This window comes from Corynebacterium sp. BD556, assembly GCF_038452275.1.
GTDB classification, from domain to species: Bacteria; Actinomycetota; Actinomycetes; order Mycobacteriales; family Mycobacteriaceae; genus Corynebacterium; species Corynebacterium mayonis.
Genome location: NZ_CP141643.1, coordinates 643,960 through 669,272 on the forward strand (window position 1 = coordinate 643,960; position 25,313 = coordinate 669,272).

A 25,313-nucleotide genomic window follows, 5' to 3' on the forward strand; every position below is an offset into this window, starting at 1 on the left:
GATGCTGGGGTTTAATGACACTCGCCCGCTCAACCTGGTCATTCCCCTGAAACAGGCACGTGCGCTGGAAAAACACCTCGGTATCTCGACGTGCGGGGAGTTGCTCCGGCACTACCCGCGCCGCTATTTGCACTACGGTTCCGGCGGCTCGCTTGAAGGAGCTGAGGTAGGCGATACTGTTACCGTTGTCGGCGAAGTCACCGCCGTGCGACAAATCACGACGAAGAAGCGGCCGATTCACAAAATTCAGGTGGATGACGGCAGCAAAACTATCGACGCCACATTTTTTGGTTCCACCTACGCGATGCGTGTGCTCACGCGGGGCCGTCGCGTCATGCTGACAGGCAAGCTGTCCATCTTCAACGGCCAGCCTCAGATGCAGCACCCCGATTTCGTGCTTCTCGACGGCCCCACCCAAGCCACAGGTTCCCTGCGCCAACTGCAGAACTTCGGGGACCTTGAGGAGATTTTGGCGGGAAGGGATTGGCTGGCGCTGTACCCGTCGACAAGCAAGGTAAGCAGTTGGACAATCATGGGCGCAGTCTATGCCGTTTTGCGTTCCTTGCCGCCCGTGGAAGAACCCTACGGTTTCACCCCGACCGGGTTCTGCTCGCTTGACCAGGCGATCCGGGAGATTCACGAGCCGCGCCCCGAAGGCCCACAGCAGGCGTTGGCGCGGCTGAAGTACGACGAGGCCTTCGGCGTCGCGTTGACGATGGCGGTGCGGCGCTACGACAGTCAGCGCGCGTCTGCGCTGCCGCTGCCGTGGGTCAATGACCGCGCGCAAAACCGGCTGCTTAACAACCTTCCTTTCCCGCTAACCCAAGGGCAGCGTGAAGTTCTCCGCGAAATTTCCCAGGACATGAGCGCCAACCACCCGATGACACGACTGTTGCAGGGCGAGGTTGGCTCGGGCAAAACTATCGTCTCGCTGCTGGCTATGTTGCAGGCCGTCGATAACGGTGTTCAGTGCGCTTTGCTCGCCCCGACGGAGGTGCTTGCCATGCAGCACGCCCGATCACTCAGCGAGCTTGTGTCAAGCGCTGATCTGCCCACCCGGGTCGTGGCTTTGACCGGTTCGTTGCCGGCGGCGCGCAAGCAGGAGGCACTGCTTAAGATCATGACCGGCGAGGCCGATATTGTCGTGGGCACGCACGCCTTAATCCAAGACAACGTGGAGTTTTTCAACCTTGGTTTGGTGGTGGTCGACGAGCAGCACCGCTTCGGTGTTCACCAGCGCGACTCGTTGCGGGAAAAGGCAGGCCACAACACGCCACACCTGTTGGTGATGACAGCCACGCCGATTCCGCGCACCATCGCAATCACGGTTTTTGGCGACTTGAAAGTCTCGACGCTGCGGGAGCTGCCCGGCGGGCGCAAACCCATCCAGTCCTCGGTGGTGCCGGAGTTTCGCCCGAAATGGGTGGAGCGGGCGTGGGAGAAGATTCGGGAGGAGGTCTGTGCCGGACACCAGGCCTACATTGTGTGTCCCCGCATCGACGGCGACGGGGGAGTCGTAGACGTTGCCGCCTGCCTGTCGGCCTCTGAATTTAAAGACTTAACCGTAGGTGTTTTGCATGGGCGGATGAAGGGCGAGGAAAAAGACGCCATCATGGCGGATTTCGCCGCTGGCGGGATTGATGTTTTAGTCTCCACGACGGTGATTGAGGTTGGCGTGGATGTGCCGAATGCGACGGTGATGATGGTGCGTGAGTCGGAGCATTTCGGGATCTCGCAGTTGCACCAGCTTCGGGGTCGCATCGGCCGTGGCGGCAACGCCTCGCTGTGCCTTTTTCACACTTTGGCGGCGCCGGACAGTCCGGCGCTGGCGCGCATTTCCACGGTGGCGTTCACCACAGACGGATTCCAGCTCGCCGAATTTGACCTTTACGTCCGTCAGGAAGGTGACGTGCTGGGGGTCAGTCAATCGGGGGCGCACCGCCAGCTCAAGTTGATCAACTTAATCGACGACTACGACACCGTGGTGCGCGCCTACGGCGATGCCGAGGCTTTCGTTGGCGAACACTTGGAGTTGGCCCGACGCGCCGTGCAGGATGTGCAACCGGGACGTTTCGACTACTTGGACAAAAGTTAAGGTGGGTGTATGAACCGCATCATTTCGGGCGAGGCCCGCGGCCGCAAAATCAAAGTCCCTCCGGAGGGCACCCGCCCCACGTCCGACCGTGCCCGCGAAGGCTTGTTTTCCTCGTTGCAGGCGCGCTTTGGCATAGTCGACCACGTGGTGTTGGATTTGTTCGCCGGATCGGGCGCTTTGGGCTTGGAGGCAGCCTCGCGCGGCGCCGCGGAGGTTGTGTTGGTAGACATCGACCCGAAGGCGGTGGAGGTAATCACCTTCAACGCGGGTGTGGTGGGGCACCCGAATGTGAAGGTGGAGAAGCTCAAAGCATCGACCTACTTGGCGGGAGCGCCGCGACGGCACTTCTCTATGGTGCTGGCCGACCCGCCGTACGAACTCGCTGATGACAGTGTCGTTGAGATGCTTAGCGCACTAGAGCCGACGCTTGTCGACGGCGCCGTGGTCGTCATCGAGCGCCACCGCGAAAGCCCCGAGACGGCCTGGCCGCCTGCATACACCCCGACAACGCAGAAGTTGAAGAAGCGCCTCTACGGGATCGCCCGGATGGACATGGCGGTCTACACGGCACCGGAGAAAGGACACACGCCATGACCATCGCAGTCTGCCCAGGGTCTTTCGACCCCGTCACAAACGGGCATTTGGACATTTTCAAACGTGCCGCAGCCCACTTCGAGGAGGTGATTGTGCTGGTCACGGGCAACCCTACCAAGACCTCGGGAATGTTTAGCGTGAAGGAGCGTGTGCAACTCATCCGCCAGGTCACCGCGGATGTTTCTAATATCAGCGTTGACTTCTGGGGCGGTTTGTTGGTGGATTACACCACCGAGCACAATGTCACGGCTTTGGTCAAAGGTCTGCGCTCGGCGTTGGACTACGAATATGAGCTGCCCATGGCGCAAATGAACCGGCGTTTATCTGGCGTAGATACATACTTTTTGTTAACCGACGAGAAATATGGCTACACCTCCTCCTCCCTGTGCAAAGAAGTGGTCAAATACGGAGGCGACGTCACTGGGCTTGTCCCTGATGTTGTAGTGGCTGCGATGAAGGAGAAGCTTTCGTGACGGCAGCCGCAGTCGGCTTGTTCATCGCGGTCTTGCTCGGCTCCACACTCCAACGAGTCTCAGGGATGGGGCTCGGTTTGATTGCCGCGCCGGTGGTTTCTCTGCTGATCGGCCCGGTTGAGGGCATTTTGGTGATCAACGTGCTGGCGACGGTCAACGCGGCCTTGACAACCCTGACGGTGCGGGAGTTCATTAGCTGGCGCAACTTCGGCGCTATCGCACCTTTTATGGTGCTGGGTGCCTTACCGGCAGCGTTGCTTGTCGGCGCTACCTCACCTAACGTGCTTCTCATCGCGGTCGGTGTGTTGCTCCTTTTGGCGTTGAGCGTGGTTACTTTAGGCAAGCGCTACGTGCCGGTGCTTGAAGGCCCCGTGCCCGCCGCGATTTCGGGCGCGTTGGGAGGGTTTATGAACACCCTCGCCGGCATCGCAGGCCCCGCCATTACTGTCTACGCTCAGGCGGCGCGGTGGGAGCAGCGCACCTACGCCGCAACCTTGCAACCCATTTTCATGGTCAGCGGGGCGGTATCTTTTGCCATGAAGGAATTAACAGGGGCGGCGAACGTCTCCGCGGTGGGCAACGAGCTGTGGATCGCGGGAGGTTTCGCAATGGTGCTGGGGATATTTTTAGGCATCCGTATCACCCCGCACGTGCCGAGCAACCAAGCGCGAGCGCTCGCTCTTGGGCTGGCCATCCTCGGCGGGGTTACCGCCCTGGTGCGGGGCATTATCGGTCTTGTTGGCTAGGGCGTGACCACAGCCCGCCGAAAACCTAGAACAAGGTGGACAAAAACGCTTTCGTGCGTTGCTCCTGCGGGTTAACTAGCACCTCGTCCGGGGTGCCGTACTCAATGATGCGGCCCTGCGCCATGAAGGCCACCTTGTCTGCGACTTCCCGAGCAAAGGCCATCTCGTGGGTGACCACCAACATGGTCATCCCGTCGGTGGCCAACCGCTTCATCACGCCAAGAACTTCCCCGACGAGTTCGGGGTCGAGGGCGGAGGTGGGTTCGTCGAAAAGCATGAGCTTTGGATCCATCGCCACCGCGCGTGCGATGGCGACGCGCTGCTGCTGGCCTCCGGAGAGCTGGATAGGAAAGGCATCGGCTTTGTCGGCCAGCCCCACCATGTCTAGTAGCTCCAAGGCCCGCTTCTTCGCCGCGGCAACAGGTTCCCCTTTCACCTGCACCGGGGCCTCGATGATGTTTTCAAGGACCGTGCGGTGGCCAAAAAGGTTAAAGTTTTGGAAAACCATGCCGATGGAGCGGCGTTGTTTAGCCGCATCCTTCTCGCTCATTTCATACAACACGCCGTCTCGTTCGCGGTAGCCAATTAAGTCACCGTCGATGTAGAGACGTCCGGCGTTGACCTTTTCCAGGTGATTGCAGCAACGCAAAAAAGTCGATTTTCCGGACCCGGACGGCCCAATCAAACAGGTGACTTCACCTGGGGCGACCTGAAGGTTTACTCCTTTGAGCACGTCAAGGTTGCCGTAGGACTTCCACACGTCGATAGCGTTGATCATAGGCTGCATGGTCTTAGCGTCCTTTTTGCTGCTCGGGGGCGTCGATAAGTTCGATGTTGGCCGGGATGGTGCCTTCGGCGTCGGTGAAACTAGCCAGTTGGCTGGCGGTGAGTTGACGGGTCGAACCGCGGGAGAAGTAGCGTTCCAAGTAGTGCTGGCCAACCATGAGCACCGAGGTCACCGCCAAGTACCACGTCGCGGCGACCAACAGGAGAGGAACCGGTTCGAAAAGGGCCGCCGCTATGTCCATGGAACGGCCATAGAGCTCCAGCGAGTAGGGGATAGCCACCACAAGGGAGGAGGTTTTTAACAGAGAAATAAACTCGTTGCCGGTCGGCGGGATAATAATGCGCATTGCCTGCGGCAAAACCGTGCGCTTCATTGTCTGCGACCAATTCATGCCGAGAGCCTTCGACGCCTCAATTTGGCCCTCCGGCACGGCGGAAACACCAGAGCGGACAATCTCAGCCATGTAGGCGGCCTCGTTAAGACCCAGGCCCACCACCGCAAGCATGAAGGCGGAGGAAGTAAAAGGCTCAAGAGAGATACTGGCAAAACCGACGTTGACCGAGTCGTAGATCGCGCCGAGCAACCCCCAAAACATCAGTTGCACATACACCGGGGTACCACGAAAGACCCACAGAAACAGCCAGCTAATGGTGCCAAAGACGGGGTTGGAACTCAAGCGCATCACAGCAAGAACCACCCCACCGACGACGCCAATGAGCATGGCCAAAGCGGTAATAGCCAGGGTGTGCAGGGCGGCGACGGCGATGCGGGTGTCTAACAGGTACGCAAAATACGTCGACCAGCCGTAGGCAGGATTGCGCGCTGCGCCGATCACAAACCAGACGAGCAGCGCGCTTAGCACCGCAGCCAAAACCCAGCGGCCTGGGTGGCGAAGCGGTTTGGCTTGGATACGCTCCGGGCGAGAAGTTCGGGGTTTAGAAGTGGAGCTCATTGTGCGGCCTGCAGCCTTTCTTTCACGGGTTCTTCGTTGATCAGCGCTTCATCAAGGTAGCCGGTTTCGACGTTCCATTGCTTGAGTATTCGCTCGTAATCGCCGGTGTCGATGAGGTGCTGCAGTGCGGCCGCCAACGCCGGCGCAAGTGTGGAGTCTTTCGGCACCGCGAAGCCGTACGGGGCAGCATCGAACATCTCGCCGATGAGTTCAAGTTCGCCATTGGAACGCTCCACAGCCCACGCGGTAACGGGGGAGTCGGCGCTGACCGCATCTGCGCGGCCGACAAGAGCGGCCAGCGCGGCGTTGTCGGAGCTGTCGAAGGAGAGCACCGTTATGGGATCTTCACCCCTGGCTACGCAATTTTCACTCTTTGGGCGCACATCATCGGTTTCGGAGACCGTGGTGCGTTGCACCGCGATTGTGAGCCCGCACGGGTTCGCCGGGTCGACTCTGGAGCCGGGTTGCGCTGCCCATTGGATACCTGCGTAGAGAAAATCGGCGAAGTCAAAGTTTGCGCGTCGCTCCTCGTTATCGGTCAGTCCGGACATGCCAGCGTCGAGCGCGCCCGACTGCACCGCGGGCAAAATGAGAGAAAAATCCATTTCCTGCGGGTCAAATTCGAGCCCTAACACAGCCGCCACGGCCCGCCCTAAGTCAAGCTCAAGCCCAATTAACCTGCCCTGGGAGTCTTTGAACTCGAAGGGAGCAAAAGGCGGGTTGGTGCCAACAGACAACTTGCCGTCGGCAGCGACACTTTCGGGTACCATAGCGGCGATCTGTGGCACCTGATCCGGAATTATTGGCTGCCAGCCTTCCGGGTTGCCGCCTTCGGTGTTTGTCACGCACGCGGCAAGCATGCTTATCGACGCCACCGAAGCCACCGTTCCAAAAAACCGGCGACGCAGCCTTGCGATTAACCTCACCACACTAGAACTTCACGTATTTGCTGGCGAACTGGATGATCTGCCCGATCAGGGTCGTCACAGCGAAGATGAGCAACCACGTTGACGAGCTTTCGGCAGAGCCCTCAGCACTCATCTCGATATCTCCGGAAAACATCTTTTCCCACCCCTTGACCTCACGCTGAAACAGGTCGACCGGGTTGAGGGAGTCAGGAAAAGAGGAACCGTTGAAGTAGGCCTGAACTACCTCCTGGGGGCTGGGCTGCACAGCGGCGTGGGCGGGGGCGACGAAAGTGCCAGCCGCGACCATCAAAGCTGTGGTGGCTGCAACGATAGATTTACGCATAGACGTATATTAACCGGCTGCAGTTCCAAGCGCCCAATGTGGCGATTTCTAGGATTGGCGCTTTCTGCGCTAGACTTGTTGCTTGCGCCCCAGTAGCCCAATTGGCAGAGGCAACGGATTCAAAACCCGTCCAGTGTGAGTTCGAGTCTCACCTGGGGCACCAAAGCATCCTGTCAGACACCACTTCCTTCAAGGTTTGAATAACTAAAGTCCGCGGTGAATCTCAGCGCAAGGCAACCATGGCCTTTTCTGCCTTAAGCTTCGAGTCTTGGTCAATCAATCAAGGTCAAAGAAAGCTGCACCACCTCATGGGGGTGGATCTCCCTTTGTTTCTTTTTTGCTCTTTTGCACTTTTTAAGGTGGCCTCCACCTCCTGAAGTGCCCTGCTTAAGCTTTGCGGCAGTCGTGGGTTCGGCCATGTCTAGACTGGGTAAGCGTGACTAAGCGACTTTTGCTCATTGACGGACATTCCATGGCCTTTCGCGCCTTTTATGCCTTGCCGGCGGAGAAGTTTTCTACCTCGGGTGGCCAGCACACGAACGCGATTTACGGGTTTTTGTCGATGTTCGCCAACATCCTTTCCGAGGAAGAACCTACCCACGTCGCTGTCGCTTTCGACGTCGGGCGCAAGACGTTTCGCACGGAGAAGTTCCCCGAGTATAAAGCGCAGCGCGAGGCCGCACCCCCCGAGTTTAAGGGGCAGGTTCCGCTGCTTAACGATGTCCTCAACGACTTAGGCATCGTCACCATGTCGAAGGAGAACTTCGAGGCGGATGACATAGTGGCCACTTTGGTGACGCAAGCGCGCGCCGAGGGAGACTACGAAATTATTATTGTCACCGGGGACCGGGATTATTTGCAGCTTGTCGACGCAACCACGACCGTGCTTTACCCAACCCGGGGCGTATCCGAGCTCACTCGTTTTACCCCGGAGGAAGTGGAAAGGAAGTACGGTCTGACACCTTCGCTCTACCCCGATTTTGCTGCGTTGCGTGGTGATCCTTCGGATAATTTGCCGAATGTTCCGAAGGTGGGGGAAAAGACCGCCACGAAGTGGATTGTGGAGTACGGCGGTCTTGAGGGCCTCATTGAGCACGCCGATGAGCTCAAGGGGGTGGCGGCGGATAATTTCCGGGAGCGAATTGACCAAGTGCGGCTCAACAGGGAGTTGACCACCATGGTCACTGATGTTGAACTGCCGGTGGTTCCGGGTGATTTGGAGCTCAAGCCCGCGGAGGTGGCGAGGGTAGCCAAAGCTTTCGACGAGTTGGAGTTCGGGGTGAACCTGCGTGAACGGGTGCTGGCGGCGGTGCCGACCGACGGGGTTGCAGCCGCGCCGGTGCCGGACCTGCCGGCGGTGGAGGTGGCGGACGAGCCGTTGGATGAGTGGCTTCGCAACCGCAAAGGTCAAGGTTTGGCACTGTATGTGACGGGTGTTGGGGTGCCGCACGGTGGTGATGTGTCGGCGCTGGCGATCGTCGACAAGCAACGCCGCGGCATCCAACGTGAGGCGGTGGACTTAAGCCCCGCAGAAGACGCGGCGCTGAAAGAGTGGTTGGAGTCGGAGGATCCGAAGTACCTGCATGAGGCTAAGGCCGCCTTCCACATGCTGCGCGGGCGCGGCATCACCTTGCGCGGAATCGCTCACGATACCGCTATCGCGGCCTACCTGCTGCGGCCCGGGCAGCGTACTTACAGTCTTACCGACGTCTACCAGCGCCACCTGCAGCGCCAGCTCGCCGAAAGCTCCGATCAGTTGAGCCTCCTTGACGACACCGCCCTGATTGATTCAGCCGCCGCTGTGCTCGAACTTGCTGAGGAGCTCAGCAAGCAGCTTGGTGAAATCAAATCTTTTGAGCTCTACGCCGACTTGGAGCTTGCCCTGGTAAGCATCCTCGCCGAAATGGAAGATGCAGGCATCGCCGTCGATCTCACCGTCCTTGAAGCAGAATTGGCACGCTTTAGCGGCAAAGTTGCCCAAGTTGAACAGGAAGCTCGCGCGCTTGTCGACGAGCCCAACCTGAACCTGTCTAGCCCCAAACAGCTTTCAGTGATTCTTTTTGACAAGCTCAGTTTGCCTAAGACGAAGAAAACCAAGACCGGCTACTCCACTGCAGCGAAGGAAATTGAGGCGCTGGCGGCAAAGAACCCGCACCCGTTTTTGGACAAACTTTTGGCCCACCGTGAGTACCAAAAAATGAAGTCCACCATTGAGGGGCTGATCAAAACGGTCCAAGCCGACGGCCGCATCCACACGACGCTGAACCAAACGGTGGCTTCGACGGGGCGTTTGTCCTCGACCGAGCCGAACCTGCAGAATATCCCGGTGCGTACAGACGCCGGTCGGGTGATCCGTTCCGCCTTTGTCGTGGGCACAGGATACGAGTGCCTGCTCACCGCCGACTATTCCCAAATTGAGATGAGGGTGATGGCGCACCTATCGCAAGACGCAGGCCTGATCAAGGCCTACCGCGAGGGTGAAGACTTGCACAATTTCGTTGGCTCCCGCGTTTTCGACGTCCCGATTGACCAGGTCACACCCGAGTTGCGCCGCCGGGTCAAGGCGATGAGTTACGGCCTGGTCTACGGCCTGTCTGCGTTCGGTTTGTCCCAGCAGCTCAATATCACCCCCGTCGAAGCCAAACAGATCATGGAAAACTACTTCAACCGTTTCGGCGGCGTGAAGCGCTACCTCGACGAAGTGGTCGAGCAGGCGCGCCGCGTAGGTTATACGGAAACTGTCTTCGGGCGCCGCCGCTACCTGCCGGAGCTGACCTCCGACAACCGCCTCGCCCGGGAAAACGCTGAGCGTGCGGCCCTTAACGCCCCGATTCAGGGAACCGCTGCTGACATTATCAAGGTGGCTATGATCCGCGTTGACCGAGCACTGGAGGGCTACCAGTCGCGTGTGCTTCTTCAGGTTCACGACGAACTTGTTGTTGAAGTCTTCCCCGGCGAACTCGACGAGGTCCGCGACATTGTGGAAAGAGAAATGGACGGGGCGATCAAGCTGTTGGTGCCGCTAGAAGTCTCCGCCGGTATCGGAGCGAACTGGGACGAAGCGGCTCACTAGGTGTCGCCTCGCGCGGCCCGGCAGATAAAGATCGCTGTGCCCGGAAAGAGCCGACCGCGCTCAGGTGACCACTGCCCCCAAGTTTCGGTTAAGGTGGCGGGCCACTCGGGTTCAAGGACGTCGACAAGCTCGAAGCCTGCCGTGCGCAGTGCACGTATGTAATCGCCGAAGGTGTGGTGGTATTCGACGTACGTGAGCTCGCCCTTATCGTCGCGTTCTTCGTAGGATCGCTCGAAGTAGGAAATCGCCGCCGTGAACGCTTGCGGATGGTCAGGGAAAACCCATCGCATGGGGTGAGTCACGGAGAAAACAAATCGCCCGCCCGGCACTAAAACCCGACGCACCTGCGCGAGTGCGCCCTGAAGGTCTGCGACGAAAGGCAGGGCACCGAAGGCGGAAAAGGCGACGTCGAAGCTTTCTGCACGGTAGGGAAGGGCAAGCACATCCGCCTGGGCCAAAGCGATGTTGCGGCGGGCTTTGTCAAGCATGCCGCGGGAGATGTCGAAGGCTGCTACGAACCCCGCGCCGTTGTCGGCGAGCCACGAGGAGCAGGCAGCTGAGCCGCAGCCCACTTCGAGAACGCGGGCGCAAGAAACGTCACCGAGTAAACGCACGTCTTTTTCCGCGAGCATTTCCGGGCACCAGTGGAAACCTTCCAGATAGGCTGCGTGGGCCGCGTGGTAGCGCTCGGCGTCTGCATCCCAGTAGGCGCGGTTGGCCGAAGATGGCGAAATCATGGGCGTTGCACACCTTCCCGCTTCGCATTGAAATATTTGCCCTAGCTGCGCTAAGGAACTAAAGTACCAGGGGCGTGTCTGCGCCGAGAAGCGCTCCAGGCTATGTAGGAGGGCCGTGGAGTGACTTTAAGGTGAGATCAAAACCCTCCCCAGTACCCTGGAAGTTCCCAGGTCACAGATGGTTTTTGAGAGACTCGCTCATGTCCAATTTCGATCTCCTATCTCTATCGGAGCACTTTAAACTTATGCCCACTTCCAACGCACCCCAGGTTGCCATCAACGACATTGGCAGCGCTGAGGACTTTCTCGCCGCAGTCGATGCAACCATCAAGTATTTCAATGATGGTGACATCGTCACCGGCACCGTAGTCAAGGTCGACCACGACGAGGTTCTCCTCGACATCGGCTACAAAACCGAGGGCGTCATCCCGACCCGCGAACTGTCCATCAAGCACGACGTAGACCCAGACGAGGTCGTTGAGGTCGGCGATGAGATCGACGCACTTGTCCTGACCAAAGAGGACAAGGAAGGCCGCCTGATCCTGTCCAAGAAGCGCGCACAGTACGAGCGCGCCTGGGGCACCATCGAGGAGTTGCAAAACAACGACCAGCCGGTTACCGGCACGGTCATCGAAGTTGTCAAGGGTGGCCTCATTCTCGACATCGGCCTGCGTGGCTTCCTGCCCGCCTCCCTCGTTGAGATGCGCCGCGTCCGCGACCTGGACCCCTACATCGGCCAGGAGCTCGAAGCAAAGATCATCGAGCTGGACAAGCACCGCAACAATGTTGTTCTGTCCCGCCGCGCCTACCTGGAGGAGACTCAGTCTGCGGTTCGCTCCGACTTCCTGCACCAGTTGCAGAAAGGTCAAGTCCGCAAGGGCGCTGTTTCCTCCATTGTCAACTTCGGCGCCTTCGTCGACCTCGGCGGAGTTGACGGCCTGGTACACGTCTCCGAGCTGTCCTGGAAGCACATTGACCACCCGTCTGAGGTTGTTGCCGTGGGCGACGAGGTCACCGTCGAGGTTCTCGACGTTGACCTTGACCGCGAGCGTGTCTCCCTGTCGCTGAAAGCGACCCAGGAAGATCCGTGGCGTGTCTTTGCCCGCACCCACGCCGTGGGCCAGATTGTGCCTGGCAAGGCCACCAAGCTTGTCCCCTTCGGCGCCTTCGTCCGCGTCGAGGAGGGCATCGAGGGCCTCGTCCACATTTCCGAGTTGGCGCAGCGCCACGTGGAGGTGCCGGACCAGGTTGTCACCGTCGGCCAGGACGTCATGGTCAAGGTCATCGACATCGATCTGGATCGTCGCCGCATCTCGTTGTCGCTCAAGCAGGCTGATGAGGACTTCAGCGAGGAGTTCGATCCGTCTCGCTACGGCATGGCCGACTCCTACGACGAGCAGGGCAACTACATCTTCCCGGAGGGCTTCGACGCGGAGACCAACGAGTGGATGGAAGGCTACGACGAGGCCCGCCAGGAGTGGGAGGGACGCTACGCTGAGGCGGAGCGCCGCTTCCAGGCTCACTCCGCTCAGGTCGAGCGTCACCGTGCTGCTGCCGCTGAGGCTGCTGAGGAAAGCACCGATTCTAACTACTCGTCTGACGCTGCAGCTCCGGCAGCGGAACAGGCTGAGGAGTCTATCGGCTCTCTTGCTTCCGATGAGCAGCTCGCCGCACTGCGCGACAAGCTCGCCGGCAACTAGCCGACATTTGGTCGACAGCTAGGTGTCGACGAAAACTTGAGCCGCGAAGCTTTAGTGTTCTTCGCACGAACCCACCTTCCCGCACCGGGAACGGTGGGTTTTCGTTTAGCATGTGGTCATGCTTCGAATCGGACTCACCGGAGGAATTGGCAGCGGAAAATCCACCGTGGCGCGCGCTTTGGAAAAGCACGGTTTGGCAGTCGTCGACGCCGACGAAGTTGCCCGCGACATCATGGAACCTGGTGGAGAGGTTTTAGCGCAGGTGGCAGAGCAGTTCGGTGAAGATGTCCTTAAACCGGACGGCACGCTTAACCGGGCTTTGTTGGCGCGGCGTGCCTTCGCCACCGAGGAAGCCACCGCGCGCCTCAACGAGATCACCCACCCGGCGATTCGGGCTGAGGCGGAGCGCCGCTTCGCAGCCTTAGAGGCTTCCGGGGCAAAGGCCGCGGTGTATGACATGCCGCTTCTGGTAGAACTTGGTTTGGATAAGGCGATGGACTTCAACGTCGTGGTGCATACTGATGTGGAGGTGCGGGTGCGCAGGCTCGTCGACAAGCGAGGTCTTGAACAAGAGGATGTGCGCAACCGGATTGCTCGGCAGATTTCAGATGATCAACGCCGCGCACGCGCCGATGTGGTGATTGACAACAATGGTTCCGAAAAGGAGCTGCAGGAGCAGATTTCGCAGCTAGTTCAGCAGATCCATAAAATGTCGGGCAGCGTTTAACTGTTGGTCAGCTCCCATTAACATTGCGGGTTTAATGTGCCACGCATGGGTACGTGGAACTGTGGCCCTTTCGACAACGACAGCGCACTTGACACAGTGAGCGACCTAGTCGAGGGCACATTTAACATGGATCAGTTTCGTTTTGACTGCGGCGCCGGCCATCTCGACTCGGATAACGGAGCTGCAGTTGTCGCCCTCAACGCAGTCATCAACGGGCACGTGCCGAGCCCGAAAGACGCCGCTGCCCTTAAATACCGCTTCACCTTCCAGGAAAGGCATTGGCTGAAGCAGAAACTGCGCGAAGTGCTCGATCCAAACAACTCAGAGCTGTACCAAATGTGGAACGACAGCGGGGACCTCAACAAATGGCTTGAGGAGACGGATAGAGCCACCCGTTAAGGCCGGCCGATAGGATGGGGCCATGGCTTTTGCAGCGGAGCGTCCCGTCCTTGCGCATTCAGAGTTTCGTCCGGTAGGGGAGGTTGAGCGTCGTGAAAAGCCCTTCGAGGTCATTTCCGAGTTCGAGCCCTCCGGCGATCAGCCCACCGCCATCAAAGAACTCGACGAGCGCCTCAACAACGGCGAGCGCGATGTTGTGCTTATGGGCGCGACCGGGACAGGAAAATCCGCCACCGCCGCGTGGTTGATTGAAAAGCAGCAGCGCCCCACGTTAGTGATGGCGCCGAATAAGACCTTGGCGGCTCAGTTGGCCAATGAGCTACGTCAGCTTCTGCCCAACAACGCCGTCGAATACTTCGTTTCCTACTACGACTACTACCAACCCGAGGCTTATATCGCGCAGACGGACACCTACATTGAAAAGGATTCCTCCATCAACGACGATGTTGAGCGCTTGCGCCACTCCGCCACCTCGGCCCTTTTGAGCCGCCGCGACGTGGTCGTGGTCTCCTCAGTGTCCTGCATTTATGGCCTGGGCACGCCGCAGTCTTACCTGGATCGCTCGGTGGTTTTGCGCGTCGGTGAGGAAGTTGACCGCGACCAGTTTTTGCGTTTGCTTGTCGACGTCCAATACGAACGCAACGACATAGATTTCAAACGCGGCACCTTCCGAGTCAAAGGCGACACCGTTGACATCATCCCGGCCTACGAGGAGGTGGCGGTGCGAGTGGAGTTCTTCGGTGATGAAATAGACGAGCTCTACTACATCCATCCTCTCACCGGCGACATTTTGAGCCAGGAGGAACAAGTGCGGATCTTTCCCGCAACCCACTACGTCGCTACGGAAGAACGGATGGAAAAGGCGATTGAAGCAATTAAGCAGGAGCTGGCTGAGCGTCTGGAAGACTTGGAAAACCGCGGCAAACTCTTAGAGGCGCAGCGTTTGCGTATGCGCACTGAGTACGACTTGGAGATGATCCAGCAAGTTGGTTTCTGCTCCGGTATTGAAAACTACTCACGCCACATGGACGGCCGGCCCGCGGGCTCTGCCCCGGCGACGTTAATTGACTACTTCCCGGAAGATTTCCTGACCATTATCGACGAGTCCCACGTCACCGTGCCCCAGATTGGTGGCATGTTCGAAGGCGACATGTCGCGCAAACGCAACCTGGTCGAGTTTGGCTTCCGGCTTCCCAGCGCGGTGGACAACCGCCCCCTAACTTTCGACGAGTTTGAGGCACGGGTGGGGCAAACGGTCTACATGTCTGCCACCCCCGGTGACTATGAACTAGAGGCCTCCGGCGGCGAATTCGTCGAGCAGGTGATCCGCCCAACTGGACTGGTGGACCCGAAGGTAAGCGTCAAACCTACCAAGGGGCAGATCGACGACCTGATAGAGCAAATCCGCGGACGTGTGGAGAAAAACGAGCGTGTCTTGGTCACCACGTTGACAAAACGTATGGCCGAGGACTTGACGGATTACCTCGTCGACAACGGCATTAAGGTGCGTTATCTGCATTCAGACATTGACACGTTGCAGCGCGTTGAACTGCTGCGCCAGCTACGACTGGGTGAGTTTGATGTGCTTGTAGGCATCAACCTGCTGCGCGAGGGCCTCGACTTGCCGGAAGTCTCACTCGTGGCCATTTTGGACGCCGACAAGGAAGGCTTCTTGCGCTCGACGAAGTCCTTGATCCAAACCATCGGGCGTGCCGCGCGCAACGTCTCCGGCGAAGTGATCATGTACGCCGACAGGGTCACCGAGTCTATGGAGGCAGCCATTGAGGAAACGGAGCGGCGCCGGGAAAAGCAGCTTGCATACAACAAAGAACACGGCATTGACCCGCAGCCGCTGCGCAAGAAGATCGCCGATATCCTCGACCAGGTCTATGAAAACGCCGAGTCGCTCGAGGCCGGGGTGGCAGCGGACGCAGCCGTAGTAGACAAACCCGACGTCTCCGCGATGGCCTCGGAGGAGGTGGATAAGCTCATCAACGAGCTCACCGCCCAGATGGGTGCCGCTGCACGGGAGCTGAAGTTCGAGCTGGCTGGCAGGCTACGCGACGAAATTGCGGACTTGCGCAAGGAGCTGCGTGGTATGAAAGAAACAGGAAATTAGGAAGGAGCGTTTTCTCCATGCACTCATATAAGTCGATCGCGGTCGGCACCGACGGCTCCGCCACCTCCCACATGGCTGTGCGTGCCGCAGCCAGCCTTGCTCGTGCCTTTGACGCTGATCTGACTGTCATCTGCGCCCACTACTCGGCCAGCGGTTCCATGCTCAACGCTACCAACGCTGAACTGTCCAAAATTGAGATCGTCAGCGACAGTGATGCAGAACGTATCCTCGCCGCAGCGGAGGCGATCACCAAGGAAGAAGAAGCGCCCCGCGTCAACCTGGTGACCCTGCCTGGTTCACCGGCGAATGTTTTGCTTCAGGCCGTCAACGAGTACAAGGTTGACTTGCTGGTGGTTGGCAATAAGGGCATGCGCTCTATGGCCGGCCGCATCTTCGGCAACGTGCCCGGAAACGTGGCCAAGAAGGCGCCTGTCGACGTCATGCTCGTTGATACGAGGGCACAAGGACACGACTAAGAGTTAAAAGAGTAAACTGTGCGCGAACACATGCTTCCCTACGAAAGGTCGGTATAGCTCCCATGGCCAGCCCTTATAACACCATTGTCGTCGGCAGCGACGGATCGAAGTCTTCCTATCTGGCCATTGAGCGCGCAGCAAAAATTGCCGCCGCGTTCGGCTCGACCCTAGTCATCGGCACTGCCTACTACACCTCGGAAGAAGAGGCGTCTAAGACTCTCCGCCAGGACTCGGTCACGATCCTCGGTGATGAGCAGGCGCGCAACAACTTGGAAGCTGCCGCCGAGCACGCGCGGGCAGCAGGCGCCACCGATGTGCAGACTGCAACCCGTCCTGGCACCCCGGTTGAGGCACTCATGGCCATTGTCAACGACAACAACGCCGATTTGTTGATCGTGGGCAACCGCGGCATCAACTCGCTGACCGGACGCCTGCTCGGATCCGTGCCGGCTGATGTGGCGCGCCAATCCGACTGTGACGTCATGATCGTTCACACCGTGAACTAACTCAGTGAACTAACTCAACGCAGTGCCTCCGCGTTGCCGATAATTGTCAACGTCTGAGTCGCCCGTGTTACGGCCACGTAGAGGTCCTGGAGGCCCTGCGGTGAGGCCCGCACAATGGACTCAGGTTCTACCAACACGACGTGGTCGAACTCGAGTCCTTTGCATTGCGCCACGTTTGCGGCGGTGATGACAGCGTGGGTGCGCCCACCCTCGGGCGGCAAAACGGCCTGCGGGTCGGTGCCGGAGGGCAAAAAGCGCACGGGTAGGCCGGTCGAGCGGATCGATTCGGCGGCTTCGGCTTCCGGATCAATTCTTGCAAGCACCGCGTTAGCTACCTCCATGATCTCTGCTGGAGTGCGGTAGTTCACTGTCAGTTCATGGGCGCGGAAACGGCTGCCGACGAAAGGTTGTAAGACCGTCGCCCAATCGTCCGCGCCCGCCGGGGAAGACGTTTGGGCGGTATCTCCCACCAGTGTCATCCACCGCGACGGGCAGCGGCGAAAAATCATCCGCCATTGCATGGGGGACAGCTCCTGAGCTTCGTCGATCACAACATGGCCGTAGGCCCACGTCGCATCCTCACGAGCGCGCTGTGCGGTGCTGCGCACATCGGTCGCACGTTGCCGCTGCGCCAGGGTTTCAGCGTCGATGATGTCGTGCGCGGAGAGGATCTCTGCTTCAAACTGGTCGTCATCATTGTCCGTCGATTCCGAAGACGACAAAATATCCAACGCATCTTCAGCCTCGGCAACTTGGGCGCGCCACTGCTGCTGCTCTGTGCGCCGCTTTTGCTCCGCATCAGTGCGCCCGATCAGTTCGGCGAGTTCGTCGACAAGCGCCGTGTCGGCGTGAGTAAAAGGCGAACCGGGTTTGCGGTACAACGCGATTTGTGTGTACTCGTCGTAGTCACCAGCGACCGCGTTGATGAACTCTCTATCCGTCAGCAAATCCTCCAGTACCGCGGTGGGCTCAAGGGTGGGAAAGTGGGCGTCGATAAGCTCGCGCACCTGCGTTTCCTCGGCGAGGTCATCGTGGAGCTGATCGACGTCCGCCGCACTCAACAGGTTCTGCCCGTGCAGCGGATCCTCGCCGATGCGCACAGCCAACGACTGGGCGAGCGAAGCAAGGAGATGCTCGGCAAAAACCTCGCGCGCCTCGTTGTGCGCTTTGCGGGAACGACGGGCACGGGTGCGAGCAGCCTTAACCATCGCCGGCGTCGCCTCGATGCGCACCGACCCAATCAACAGGGGCACCGCTGCGGCAGGAACCGTCTGGTAATGCTGCACCGTGCGTTTGAGCACCGTCACCATCTCCGCAGAACCTTTGACTTCCCGGGCCGCCACGGATTCGGGAACATCGGAGGGGACGAAACCATAAACAAGCTTTTCGACGGTACTGAGAACCACACCAGTCTCACCAAGCTCCGGCAACACGCGCGAGATATAGTCCAAGAAAACAGCGTTCGGACCCACAATCAAAACGCCGGTGCGCGAAAGCTGCTCACGCCACGTATAAAGCAAATAAGCCACGCGGTGCAACGCGACCGCCGTCTTTCCCGTCCCCGGGCCTCCCTGCACCACCAACACCCCGCGCGTGGAATCGCGAATGATCTCGTCTTGTTCACGCTGAATCGTCTCCACAATCGAACGCATGTGGCCGCTGCGCGCCCGGTTCATGGCGTGAAGCAAGGCAGCCTCATTGCCCACATGAGAAGTCAAGTTCGCAGAGTCGTCACCGGAGAGAACTTCGTCGTCGACGCCGGTGACCCGACGCCCGCGCATGCGAAGGTTGCGGCGCAGATGAACACCCTCAGGATGCGCAGTGGTGGCCAAGTAATAAGGCCGGGCCAGGGGCGCCCGCCAGTCGAGTAACAAAGTGCGGTAATGGTCCGAACGCTCATCCAGTCCCAACCGGCCGATATAGCGCCGGTCCAATCCGGCAGCACCCGGAACCGGGTTTTCTGGATCGTCATCGGCGATATCAATGCGGCCAAAAACCAACCCCACCTCAGCGATGCCTAGCGCGTCCAATCGAGCGTTGAGCCCGTGGTACTGCGTTTCGCGGCGCACCAGCGCGTCCGAATCCGGGTTGTCCGGATCCACGTCCGCCTGCACCGCAGCGAGTTGTTCCCGCGCCGCGCGTACCTCATTATCTAGGTGGGAAAAGAGCATGTCCACGTACTCCTGCTCGGCGGACAGCTCCGAGTTGGCGCCAGGGCTCGATCCGTGCGCAGCCGCCGAGGAAGACTCAGAAGGGTCCAAACGTGTTCCTCCTTAGCCGAAAAGGCAAGATGCCGCCGAGCGTTTTACCGAGCGTTTTACCGAGCAACATATTCTAACAAGGCCGGGTACAGCGAAACCCCGCCTCCCAAACGTGGGGCAGACGGGGTTGCAAAAAGGGCAAAGAAACTTACTTGGTGTACTTCTTCACGGCCTTGTCCACTGCTTTGTTGGCGCGCTTCTGGGCCTTGTTGGCCTTGCGCTTCCACTTGCGCCGCTGGCGCTTGGAAGGGGCAGCATCGAGGTTATCGAAGGCTTTTTGGAGAGAGTCAACCGCATCTTGGGCGCGGCTTTGCACCTTCGCAGCCGTCTTGTTGATCTTGCGCTTGGCTTTCAACTTATCCAGGGTGGAGGGCTGCAGGTCGTCCAGGGAGCCCTGCAGGTCGCTGACGAAGTTATTGACCTTGCGCTTCGCCTTGAACTGCTGCACCTTCGACGGCTTCAACTCCTGATAGGTCTCCTGGGCCTGTTCGGCCGCCTCTGACAGGAAGCTTTGCGCATTGCCGGCAACGCTCGAGGCGGTCTTTTTCCAGTCGTCTTTGTTGTCGTCGACGTACTCGGTGACCTTCTCAGTCGCGTCCTGCAGCCAGTTGCTGGCCTTGCCCATGGCCTTTTCGGCCTCAGACTGGGTCGGTAGAGCTTTCTGGACGCGCCAGCTCAGGCCCGGCTTTCCGTTGGTGTCCACGGTGGCAAGTAAAACGCCACCGAGCAGCGACAAATCGGTCAGTGCGCCGGTGCGGCGACGGGCTTTCTCCTGCTCATCGGTGGCCTCCCAGAAAGCGTTGCGGCCCAGCAGCGACGGCAGGGAAGTAGCAACAAGAAGGGTGGCGGCGGTGCGCGGCATCTTGCCCAAGGCAAAAAGGCTGCCCGCGCTGACCTTGACACCACCGACGGCCAAGGCGGCCGCTTCAGGGGAGGACGGCAGGAAACCCTTGTACTGCGCTGGCACGGCAGAGCGGACCTTCTTCAGCACTTTCTCGGCGTTGTCGCGGCGCGCGGCAGGGTTGAGCACCGTCTCCACACCATCGGCGATGTAAACGGACGCCAGCAACGGGCGTGCGAGCTTGCGGATCATAGGTATGTTTCCTTTTCTTCTAAACCATTGTGAAAGGTTGCGCTTTCCAGTGTAGACACCGAAACGTCAGTGGTGCCATCTTCTGCGGACATGTGTTGGCAGTAGGCCGGACTCACACTCAGGCCGAGTGGTGAGGTACGTGCTACCAACGGCGTTTCCACCACTGATCAAGGTGAGGGCGCTGCTCACCAAGAGTGGTGCTTTTGCCATGGCCGGGGTGGACGACGGTGTCGTCGGGGTAGACGTCGAAAAGCTTCTCCGTCACATCGCGGTAAAGGCGCACAAAATCACCCTCGCCGACGGTGTTGCCCAACCCTCCGGGAAACAGCGAATCACCGACGAAAAGGTGAACGGTGCCGTCAAGTTCGGCAACAAGACACGCCCCTCCCGGAGTGTGGCCCCGCAATATGTGGACGGGAAAGCTGTGTCCCGCAAACTCAAGCACGTCCCCATCTTTGAGCTCGCGGTCCACCTGCGCGGGCAGCGCCGGGGCATCGAGGTAGGGAGCCCAGTGCGTCGCCCCCGTGGCCTCGATAATCTCCACCAAAGCACGAACATGGTCATGGTGGCGGTGGGTGGTCAACACATCGGTAATGACCACACCTGCCTTTTCGGCCATGGAAAGCAAAGCCGGCGCATCGTCGGCTGCGTCGATCAGCAGGCCGTTGCCCGCGGCGGCGATGAGGTAGCAGTTGTTGTCCATGTCGGACACGGAGATGTGGTGGAGCGTTAATTCCGTCATGTTGGTCAGCGTAGCGAGACTGAAATGTTTTGGTGTTGGGATTCGCTGCTAGATTCGATATAGCTCGACCCGGTTCGACATGGTACGGACAAACCGCACCACCTGAAATACTTAGCGAAGGACGACAGACGTGGCAGATCGGCTCACTGTGCGCGGCGCGCGCGAACACAACCTCAAAGGCGTCGACGTGGAGCTGCCCCGCGACAAGCTCGTTGTGTTCACCGGCCTGTCCGGCTCCGGGAAGTCCTCCTTAGCATTCGACACGATCTTCGCGGAAGGTCAGCGCCGCTACGTCGAGTCTTTGTCCTCCTACGCCCGCATGTTCCTCGGGCAGATGGACAAACCCGATGTCGACTACATCGACGGCCTGTCACCCGCAGTGTCGATCGACCAAAAATCTACCAACCGCAACCCGCGTTCGACCGTGGGCACCATCACCGAAATCTACGACTACCTGCGCCTTCTATTCTCCCGTGCGGGAACTGCGCACTGTCCAATCTGCGACGCACCCATTGACCGGCAGACCCCGCAGCAAATTGTCGACCAGATCATGGAACACAAGGAGCGCACCAAATTCCAGGTGCTCGCCCCGGTGGTGCGCAAGCGCAAAGGCGAATTTGCAGACCTTTTCGCAGATCTCGCCGCCCAAGGTTTCTCCCGCGTGAGCGTCGACGGCGAAATGTACCAGTTGTCAGAACCGCCGAAGCTGGAAAAGCAAATCAAACACACCATCGATGTCGTCGTTGACCGCCTGCAAGTCAAGGAGAGCCAAAAACAGCGGTTGACGGATTCGGTGGAGACCGCACTCAAGCTTGCCGACGGCCTCGTGGCCTTCGAGTTCGTCGAACTGGAAACCGACGATCCAGCCCGCTACCGCATCTTCTCCGAGAAAATGGCCTGTCCCAACGGCCACACCCTCGACGTGGAGGAGTACGAGCCGCGCGCGTTTTCCTTCAACTCTCCTTTCGGTGCTTGTCCGGCCTGCGACGGTTTAGGTGTGCGCAAGGAGATCGACATTGAACTGGTCATCCCGGACCCCGACGCGCCCGCTGTCGATGCTTTCCAGCCGTGGAACTCCAGCCCGAACAAAGCATATTTTGCGAAGCTCATCGAGGCGCTGGGGAAAGAGGAAGGTTTCGACGCCAATCAACCTTTTTCGTCGTTGACAAAAACGCAGCAAAAACACCTCGTGTCCGGATCGAAAACCAAAGTCTCAGTGCGCTATAAAAACCGCTACGGCCGGCAGCGCAATTTCAGCGCCGCCTACGAGGGTGTCATCGGCTATCTCGAACGCAAACTTGAGCAGGCTGAATCCGACGCGCAAAAGGAAAGGCTCCTCGCCTACACTCGTGAGATTCCGTGCCCGACCTGCCAAGGGACACGCCTCAAACCGGAGATCCTCGCCGTGCGGCTCAACTCCACCTCCCACGGGGAGAAATCCATCGCCGGGCTGACCGAGCTTTCCATCGAAGATGCTTCCGAGTACTTAGATAACCTCGTTTTAGGCTACAGGGAGGAAATGATCGCCGGAGCCGTGTTGCGCGAAATTCAGGCTCGACTGCGTTTTCTTCTCGACGTCGGGCTGAATTACCTCACCTTGGCTCGCTCAGCGGGCACCCTCTCTGGCGGCGAGGCGCAGCGCATCCGCCTGGCCACCCAGATCGGCTCCGGTTTAGCGGGTGTTCTCTACGTGTTGGACGAGCCCTCCATTGGACTGCACCAGCGTGATAACCAGCGGCTGATTAAGACTTTGCAGAAGCTGCGCGACTTGGGCAACACCTTGGTGGTCGTGGAGCACGACGAGGACACCATCCACGCCGCCGATTTCATGGTCGACGTCGGGCCTTTTGCCGGCGAGTACGGCGGCGAGATCGTCTATCAGGGTGAGCCGAAGGGAATCCTTAAGGCGAAAAACTCCCTGACTGGCGACTATCTGGCTGGGCGCAAGGAGATCGCTGTTCCGCAGACCCGCCGACCGGTGGACCCGGGGCGGACAATCCACATTCACGGAGCCCGGGAAAACAACCTAAATAACGTCTCGGTGGACGTTCCTCTCGGCGTGCTCACTGCTGTCACCGGCGTGTCTGGTTCCGGTAAATCTACGCTCGTCAACGAGATTTTGGCGAAAACTTTGCAAAACCAGCTCAACGGAGCCCGGCAGGTGCCGGGAAGGGTGAAAAAGGTCGATGGGCTGGACAATTTGGACAAACTGGTCCAGGTGGATCAGTCTCCGATCGGGCGCACCCCGCGCTCTAACCCGGCGACGTACACGGGCGTTTTTGATAAGGTGCGCAACCTCTTTGCCGAAACTCAGGAGGCAAAGGTCCGCGGCTACAAGGCGGGACGGTTTTCTTTCAATGTCAAAGGTGGCCGCTGCGAAGCCTGCCGCGGTGACGGCACCATCAAAATTGAGATGAATTTCCTTCCCGATGTGTATGTGCCCTGCGAAGTCTGCGGGGGAGCGCGCTACAACCGGGAAACGCTTGAGGTGCGTTACAAGGGCAAAAACATCGCCGAAGTTCTCAACATGCCTATCTCTGAGGCCGCAGAGTTCTTCGCGCCGATTAGTTCCATCCACCGCTACCTCAACACCTTGGTGGAGGTGGGACTTGGCTACGTTCGACTCGGTCAGGCCGCAACGACTCTGTCCGGCGGTGAAGCGCAGCGAGTCAAACTCGCGGCGGAGCTGCAAAAGCGCTCGAACGGGCGCACCATCTACATCCTTGACGAGCCGACAACTGGCCTGCACTTCGAGGACATCCGCAAACTCATGCTGGTGCTTAACGGTTTGGTGGAGAAGGGCAACACGGTGCTGGTCATCGAGCACAACCTCGACGTGATCAAGTGCGCTGACTGGATCATCGACATGGGTCCGGAGGGAGGCTCCGGCGGCGGCACAGTTGTCGCGCAGGGAACCCCGGAAGATGTCGCGAAAGTGGCGGGTTCCTTCACGGGGCAATTCCTCAGTGCCATCGTGGGCTAGAAGGGGAAGTGGGCGTCGATTTGTGGTTGTGCCTTGAGTGCTGCTAGGCTTTGGCTTACTACCGCCTGAGCACTACCGTGCCCAGGACACAAGTGGAGTCACTCCCACCCCAAGCCGCCTGGAAACAGGATGGATACGGGTCAAAGGTACATCGCCCGGCGCCGTTCGGGGACTGAAGTGCCTGGAAGAACTCCCGCGAAACCGATCATGTTTCGCGGGTTTTTGCGTGGGATCGACTTGACAAGAGTGGTTCGGTAGCGACCGACACATGTTTGACATTCTCTAGTCTTTAGGAGTTCTCATCAGCGCTGAAGCTCGGATCAACGAACGCATCCGCGTTCCCGAAGTTCGTCTCGTCGGACCATCCGGCGAACAGGTTGGCATTGTCCGCACGGACGACGCTCGCAAACTTGCCTATGAGGCCGATCTCGACCTAGTTGAGGTGGCGCCGACCGCAAAACCTCCCGTGGCCAAAATTATGGACTACGGAAAGTACAAGTACGAGCAGGACCAGAAGGCCCGTGAGGCGCGCAAAAACCAACAGCAAACTGTGGTGAAGGAACAGAAGTTCCGTCCCAAAATTGATGAGCACGACTACCAGACGAAGAAGTCAAACGTCGAGCGCTTCCTGGAAAAGGGTAACAAGGTCAAAGTCACCATCATGTTCCGCGGTCGCGAGCAGTCGCGTCCGGAGCTGGGCTACCGCCTGCTGGAGCGTCTCGCCGAAGACATCCAGGAAGTTGGTGTGGTCGAGTCCCGTCCGAAGCAGGACGGCCGCAACATGACCATGGTCTTTGGTCCGGCCCGCAAGGGCAAGAAGTAAGACGCGTCTTCCTTATCGTCAAGGAAACGCTTTCACTCTCACAATCAACTCTGAAGGGCTTTCAACATGAAGCAGAAGACCCACAAGGGCACCGCGAAGCGCATCAAGGTCACCGGCAAGGGGAAGCTGCGCCGCGAGCAGGCTGGCAAGCGCCACCTGAACGAGAAGATGACCTCCAAGCGTCGCCGCAAGCTGTCGGGTACCACCGACGTTGCCAAGGCTGACGTCAAGCGCACCAAGCGCCTCCTCGGCATGTCCTAAGCACTGCCCTAAGTTAAACAACCGAAGATTTCAAGAAAAGGAAGTATGACTCATGGCACGTGTTAAGCGTTCAGTCAATGCCAAGAAGAAGCGCCGCGCGATTTTGAAGTCCGCTAAGGGCTACCGCGGCCAGCGCTCCCGCCTCTACCGCAAGGCCAAGGAGCAGTGGCTCCACTCCCAGACCTACGCATACCGCGATCGCCGCCAGCGCAAGAACGACTTCCGCAAGTTGTGGATCCAGCGCATCAACGCCGCGGCCCGCATGAACGATCTGACCTACAGCCGCCTTATCCACGGCTTGCGCCTGGCTGAGGTCGAGGTCGACCGCAAGATTCTCGCTGAGCTTGCCGTCAACGATTTCGCGGCTTTCTCCGCCATCTGCGAAATTGCGAAGAAAGCTCTGCCGGAGGACGTCAACGCTCCGGTCAACGCCGCATAAGTCTGGCGAAAGAGTTTGCGCCTCGTCCTGGTGAGCCAGGCGAGGCGTTTCTTTATGCCCGATTGTGCCAGCATTA

At 59.2% G+C, this 25,313-nt stretch carries 23 protein-coding genes and 1 tRNA gene; 16 read left to right on the forward strand and 8 right to left on the reverse strand.

What is annotated here, in order from left to right:
- The first annotated feature begins 1 nt into the window (after position 1).
- The 4 genes from VLL26_RS03035 to VLL26_RS03050 are packed head-to-tail and all read left to right on the forward strand — an operon-like array spanning position 2 to position 3,908.
- Positions 2-2,095, forward strand: a complete 2,094-nt coding sequence (locus tag VLL26_RS03035; protein WP_342319648.1) for an ATP-dependent DNA helicase RecG — start codon at positions 2-4, stop codon at positions 2,093-2,095.
- 9 nt (positions 2,096-2,104) lie between these two features.
- Positions 2,105-2,689 (forward strand): RsmD family RNA methyltransferase, encoded by a 585-nt coding sequence (locus tag VLL26_RS03040; protein WP_342319649.1) that lies wholly within the window; start codon positions 2,105-2,107, stop codon positions 2,687-2,689.
- Positions 2,686-3,162: a pantetheine-phosphate adenylyltransferase gene (coaD, locus tag VLL26_RS03045; protein ID WP_342319650.1), complete on the forward strand. Its 477-nt coding sequence runs from the start codon at positions 2,686-2,688 to the stop codon at positions 3,160-3,162. Before VLL26_RS03040 ends, coaD begins: the two co-directional genes overlap by 4 nt.
- A complete protein-coding gene (locus tag VLL26_RS03050; RefSeq protein ID WP_342319651.1) occupies positions 3,159-3,908 on the forward strand; it encodes a sulfite exporter TauE/SafE family protein in 750 nt (249 codons plus the stop codon). The genes coaD and VLL26_RS03050 overlap by 4 nt, the downstream gene beginning before the upstream one ends.
- 25 nt (positions 3,909-3,933) lie before the next feature.
- On the opposite strand, the gene VLL26_RS03055 is transcribed toward VLL26_RS03050, so the two are convergent.
- The 4 genes from VLL26_RS03055 to VLL26_RS03070 form a co-directional block, all read right to left on the reverse strand.
- A complete protein-coding gene (locus VLL26_RS03055) occupies positions 3,934-4,695 on the reverse strand; it encodes an amino acid ABC transporter ATP-binding protein (RefSeq protein ID WP_342319652.1) in 762 nt (253 codons plus the stop codon).
- Positions 4,696-4,699: 4 nt separating this feature from the next.
- Entirely contained in the window at positions 4,700-5,647 is a 948-nt protein-coding gene (locus VLL26_RS03060) for an amino acid ABC transporter permease (RefSeq protein ID WP_342319653.1), read from the reverse strand.
- On the reverse strand, positions 5,644-6,507 hold the full coding sequence (locus VLL26_RS03065; protein ID WP_342320134.1) for an ABC transporter substrate-binding protein: 864 nt from the start codon (positions 6,505-6,507) through the stop codon (positions 5,644-5,646). Before VLL26_RS03065 ends, VLL26_RS03060 begins: the two co-directional genes overlap by 4 nt.
- Positions 6,508-6,577: 70 nt before the next feature.
- A complete protein-coding gene (locus VLL26_RS03070) occupies positions 6,578-6,898 on the reverse strand; it encodes a hypothetical protein (protein ID WP_342319654.1) in 321 nt (106 codons plus the stop codon).
- 86 nt (positions 6,899-6,984) lie between these two features.
- Between VLL26_RS03070 and VLL26_RS03075 the strand changes: the two genes are divergently transcribed.
- Together VLL26_RS03075 and polA are read left to right on the forward strand one after the other, a co-directional pair.
- Positions 6,985-7,061, forward strand: a tRNA-Leu gene (locus VLL26_RS03075).
- A 309-nt stretch (positions 7,062-7,370) separates the two neighbouring features.
- A complete protein-coding gene (gene polA, locus VLL26_RS03080) occupies positions 7,371-9,971 on the forward strand; it encodes a DNA polymerase I (protein WP_425292297.1) in 2,601 nt (866 codons plus the stop codon).
- Here polA and VLL26_RS03085 read toward each other — a convergent pair.
- Positions 9,968-10,708, reverse strand: coding sequence for a class I SAM-dependent methyltransferase (locus VLL26_RS03085; RefSeq protein ID WP_342319656.1), 741 nt, complete (start codon positions 10,706-10,708; stop codon positions 9,968-9,970). The genes polA and VLL26_RS03085 overlap by 4 nt on opposite strands.
- A 245-nt stretch (positions 10,709-10,953) precedes the next feature.
- Between VLL26_RS03085 and rpsA the strand changes: the two genes are divergently transcribed.
- The 6 genes from rpsA (at position 10,954) to VLL26_RS03115 (ending at position 16,635) form a co-directional block, all read left to right on the forward strand.
- Complete coding sequence (gene rpsA, locus VLL26_RS03090; protein WP_342319657.1) at positions 10,954-12,408, forward strand: 30S ribosomal protein S1; 1,455 nt, start codon at positions 10,954-10,956, stop codon at positions 12,406-12,408.
- 118 nt (positions 12,409-12,526) lie between these two features.
- Positions 12,527-13,135: a dephospho-CoA kinase gene (gene coaE / locus VLL26_RS03095; protein ID WP_342319658.1), complete on the forward strand. Its 609-nt coding sequence runs from the start codon at positions 12,527-12,529 to the stop codon at positions 13,133-13,135.
- 45 nt (positions 13,136-13,180) lie between these two features.
- Positions 13,181-13,534 carry a DUF4259 domain-containing protein gene (locus VLL26_RS03100; RefSeq protein ID WP_342319659.1) on the forward strand — a complete coding sequence of 118 codons (354 nt, stop codon included), beginning with the start codon at positions 13,181-13,183 and terminating at the stop codon, positions 13,532-13,534.
- Between the two features lie 22 nt (positions 13,535-13,556).
- A complete protein-coding gene (gene uvrB / locus VLL26_RS03105; RefSeq protein ID WP_342319660.1) occupies positions 13,557-15,653 on the forward strand; it encodes an excinuclease ABC subunit UvrB in 2,097 nt (698 codons plus the stop codon).
- Between the two features lie 17 nt (positions 15,654-15,670).
- Positions 15,671-16,129: a universal stress protein gene (locus tag VLL26_RS03110; RefSeq protein ID WP_342319661.1), complete on the forward strand. Its 459-nt coding sequence runs from the start codon at positions 15,671-15,673 to the stop codon at positions 16,127-16,129.
- A gap of 62 nt (positions 16,130-16,191) precedes the next feature.
- Entirely contained in the window at positions 16,192-16,635 is a 444-nt protein-coding gene (locus tag VLL26_RS03115; protein WP_342319662.1) for a universal stress protein, read from the forward strand.
- Between the two features lie 14 nt (positions 16,636-16,649).
- Here VLL26_RS03115 and VLL26_RS03120 read toward each other — a convergent pair whose 3' ends face one another.
- The 3 genes from VLL26_RS03120 to VLL26_RS03130 all read right to left on the reverse strand — a co-directional run bounded on the left by VLL26_RS03120 (position 16,650) and on the right by VLL26_RS03130 (position 20,740).
- Complete coding sequence (locus VLL26_RS03120; RefSeq protein ID WP_342320135.1) at positions 16,650-18,806, reverse strand: HelD family protein; 2,157 nt, start codon at positions 18,804-18,806, stop codon at positions 16,650-16,652.
- 238 nt (positions 18,807-19,044) lie between these two features.
- A complete protein-coding gene (locus VLL26_RS03125) occupies positions 19,045-19,989 on the reverse strand; it encodes a DoxX family protein (protein WP_342319663.1) in 945 nt (314 codons plus the stop codon).
- Positions 19,990-20,131: 142 nt separating this feature from the next.
- The gene (locus tag VLL26_RS03130) at positions 20,132-20,740 is read right to left on the reverse strand and encodes an MBL fold metallo-hydrolase (protein WP_342320136.1); all 609 of its coding nucleotides are present in this window, start codon (positions 20,738-20,740) and stop codon (positions 20,132-20,134) included.
- A 121-nt stretch (positions 20,741-20,861) separates the two neighbouring features.
- Here VLL26_RS03130 and uvrA point away from each other — a divergent pair, with 121 nt between their 5' ends.
- The 4 genes from uvrA to rplT all read left to right on the forward strand — a co-directional run bounded on the left by uvrA (position 20,862) and on the right by rplT (position 25,237).
- Positions 20,862-23,714, forward strand: a complete 2,853-nt coding sequence (uvrA, locus tag VLL26_RS03135; RefSeq protein WP_342319664.1) for an excinuclease ABC subunit UvrA — start codon at positions 20,862-20,864, stop codon at positions 23,712-23,714.
- Positions 23,715-24,015: 301 nt separating this feature from the next.
- Positions 24,016-24,537: a translation initiation factor IF-3 gene (infC, locus tag VLL26_RS03140; protein ID WP_342320137.1), complete on the forward strand. Its 522-nt coding sequence runs from the start codon at positions 24,016-24,018 to the stop codon at positions 24,535-24,537.
- Between the two features lie 66 nt (positions 24,538-24,603).
- Positions 24,604-24,798, forward strand: coding sequence for a 50S ribosomal protein L35 (gene rpmI, locus VLL26_RS03145; protein ID WP_342319665.1), 195 nt, complete (start codon positions 24,604-24,606; stop codon positions 24,796-24,798).
- A gap of 52 nt (positions 24,799-24,850) precedes the next feature.
- The gene (gene rplT, locus VLL26_RS03150; RefSeq protein WP_342319666.1) at positions 24,851-25,237 is read left to right on the forward strand and encodes a 50S ribosomal protein L20; all 387 of its coding nucleotides are present in this window, start codon (positions 24,851-24,853) and stop codon (positions 25,235-25,237) included.
- Positions 25,238-25,313: the final 76 nt, after the last annotated feature.

What these genes read in the sequence shown, in the direction of transcription:
- VLL26_RS03055 (WP_342319652.1), bottom strand. Translation starts at nt 4,695, where the DNA reads ATGCAGCCTATGATCAACGCTATCGACGTGTGGAAGTCCTACGGCAAC.
- VLL26_RS03110 (WP_342319661.1), top strand. Translation starts at nt 15,671, where the DNA reads ATGCACTCATATAAGTCGATCGCGGTCGGCACCGACGGCTCCGCCACC.
- uvrB (WP_342319660.1), top strand. Translation starts at nt 13,557, where the DNA reads ATGGCTTTTGCAGCGGAGCGTCCCGTCCTTGCGCATTCAGAGTTTCGT.
- rpsA (WP_342319657.1), top strand. Translation starts at nt 10,954, where the DNA reads ATGCCCACTTCCAACGCACCCCAGGTTGCCATCAACGACATTGGCAGC.
- coaE (WP_342319658.1), top strand. Translation starts at nt 12,527, where the DNA reads ATGCTTCGAATCGGACTCACCGGAGGAATTGGCAGCGGAAAATCCACC.
- polA (WP_425292297.1), top strand. Translation starts at nt 7,371, where the DNA reads ATGGCCTTTCGCGCCTTTTATGCCTTGCCGGCGGAGAAGTTTTCTACC.
- VLL26_RS03085 (WP_342319656.1), bottom strand. Translation starts at nt 10,708, where the DNA reads ATGATTTCGCCATCTTCGGCCAACCGCGCCTACTGGGATGCAGACGCC.
- VLL26_RS03040 (WP_342319649.1), top strand. Translation starts at nt 2,105, where the DNA reads ATGAACCGCATCATTTCGGGCGAGGCCCGCGGCCGCAAAATCAAAGTC.
- VLL26_RS03035 (WP_342319648.1), top strand. Translation starts at nt 2, where the DNA reads ATGCTGGGGTTTAATGACACTCGCCCGCTCAACCTGGTCATTCCCCTG.
- VLL26_RS03060 (WP_342319653.1), bottom strand. Translation starts at nt 5,647, where the DNA reads ATGAGCTCCACTTCTAAACCCCGAACTTCTCGCCCGGAGCGTATCCAA.
- VLL26_RS03125 (WP_342319663.1), bottom strand. Translation starts at nt 19,989, where the DNA reads ATGATCCGCAAGCTCGCACGCCCGTTGCTGGCGTCCGTTTACATCGCC.
- VLL26_RS03120 (WP_342320135.1), bottom strand. Translation starts at nt 18,806, where the DNA reads ATGCTCTTTTCCCACCTAGATAATGAGGTACGCGCGGCGCGGGAACAA.
- coaD (WP_342319650.1), top strand. Translation starts at nt 2,686, where the DNA reads ATGACCATCGCAGTCTGCCCAGGGTCTTTCGACCCCGTCACAAACGGG.
- rpmI (WP_342319665.1), top strand. Translation starts at nt 24,604, where the DNA reads ATGAAGCAGAAGACCCACAAGGGCACCGCGAAGCGCATCAAGGTCACC.
- VLL26_RS03100 (WP_342319659.1), top strand. Translation starts at nt 13,181, where the DNA reads ATGGGTACGTGGAACTGTGGCCCTTTCGACAACGACAGCGCACTTGAC.
- VLL26_RS03115 (WP_342319662.1), top strand. Translation starts at nt 16,192, where the DNA reads ATGGCCAGCCCTTATAACACCATTGTCGTCGGCAGCGACGGATCGAAG.
- rplT (WP_342319666.1), top strand. Translation starts at nt 24,851, where the DNA reads ATGGCACGTGTTAAGCGTTCAGTCAATGCCAAGAAGAAGCGCCGCGCG.
- VLL26_RS03065 (WP_342320134.1), bottom strand. Translation starts at nt 6,507, where the DNA reads ATGCTTGCCGCGTGCGTGACAAACACCGAAGGCGGCAACCCGGAAGGC.
- VLL26_RS03070 (WP_342319654.1), bottom strand. Translation starts at nt 6,898, where the DNA reads ATGCGTAAATCTATCGTTGCAGCCACCACAGCTTTGATGGTCGCGGCT.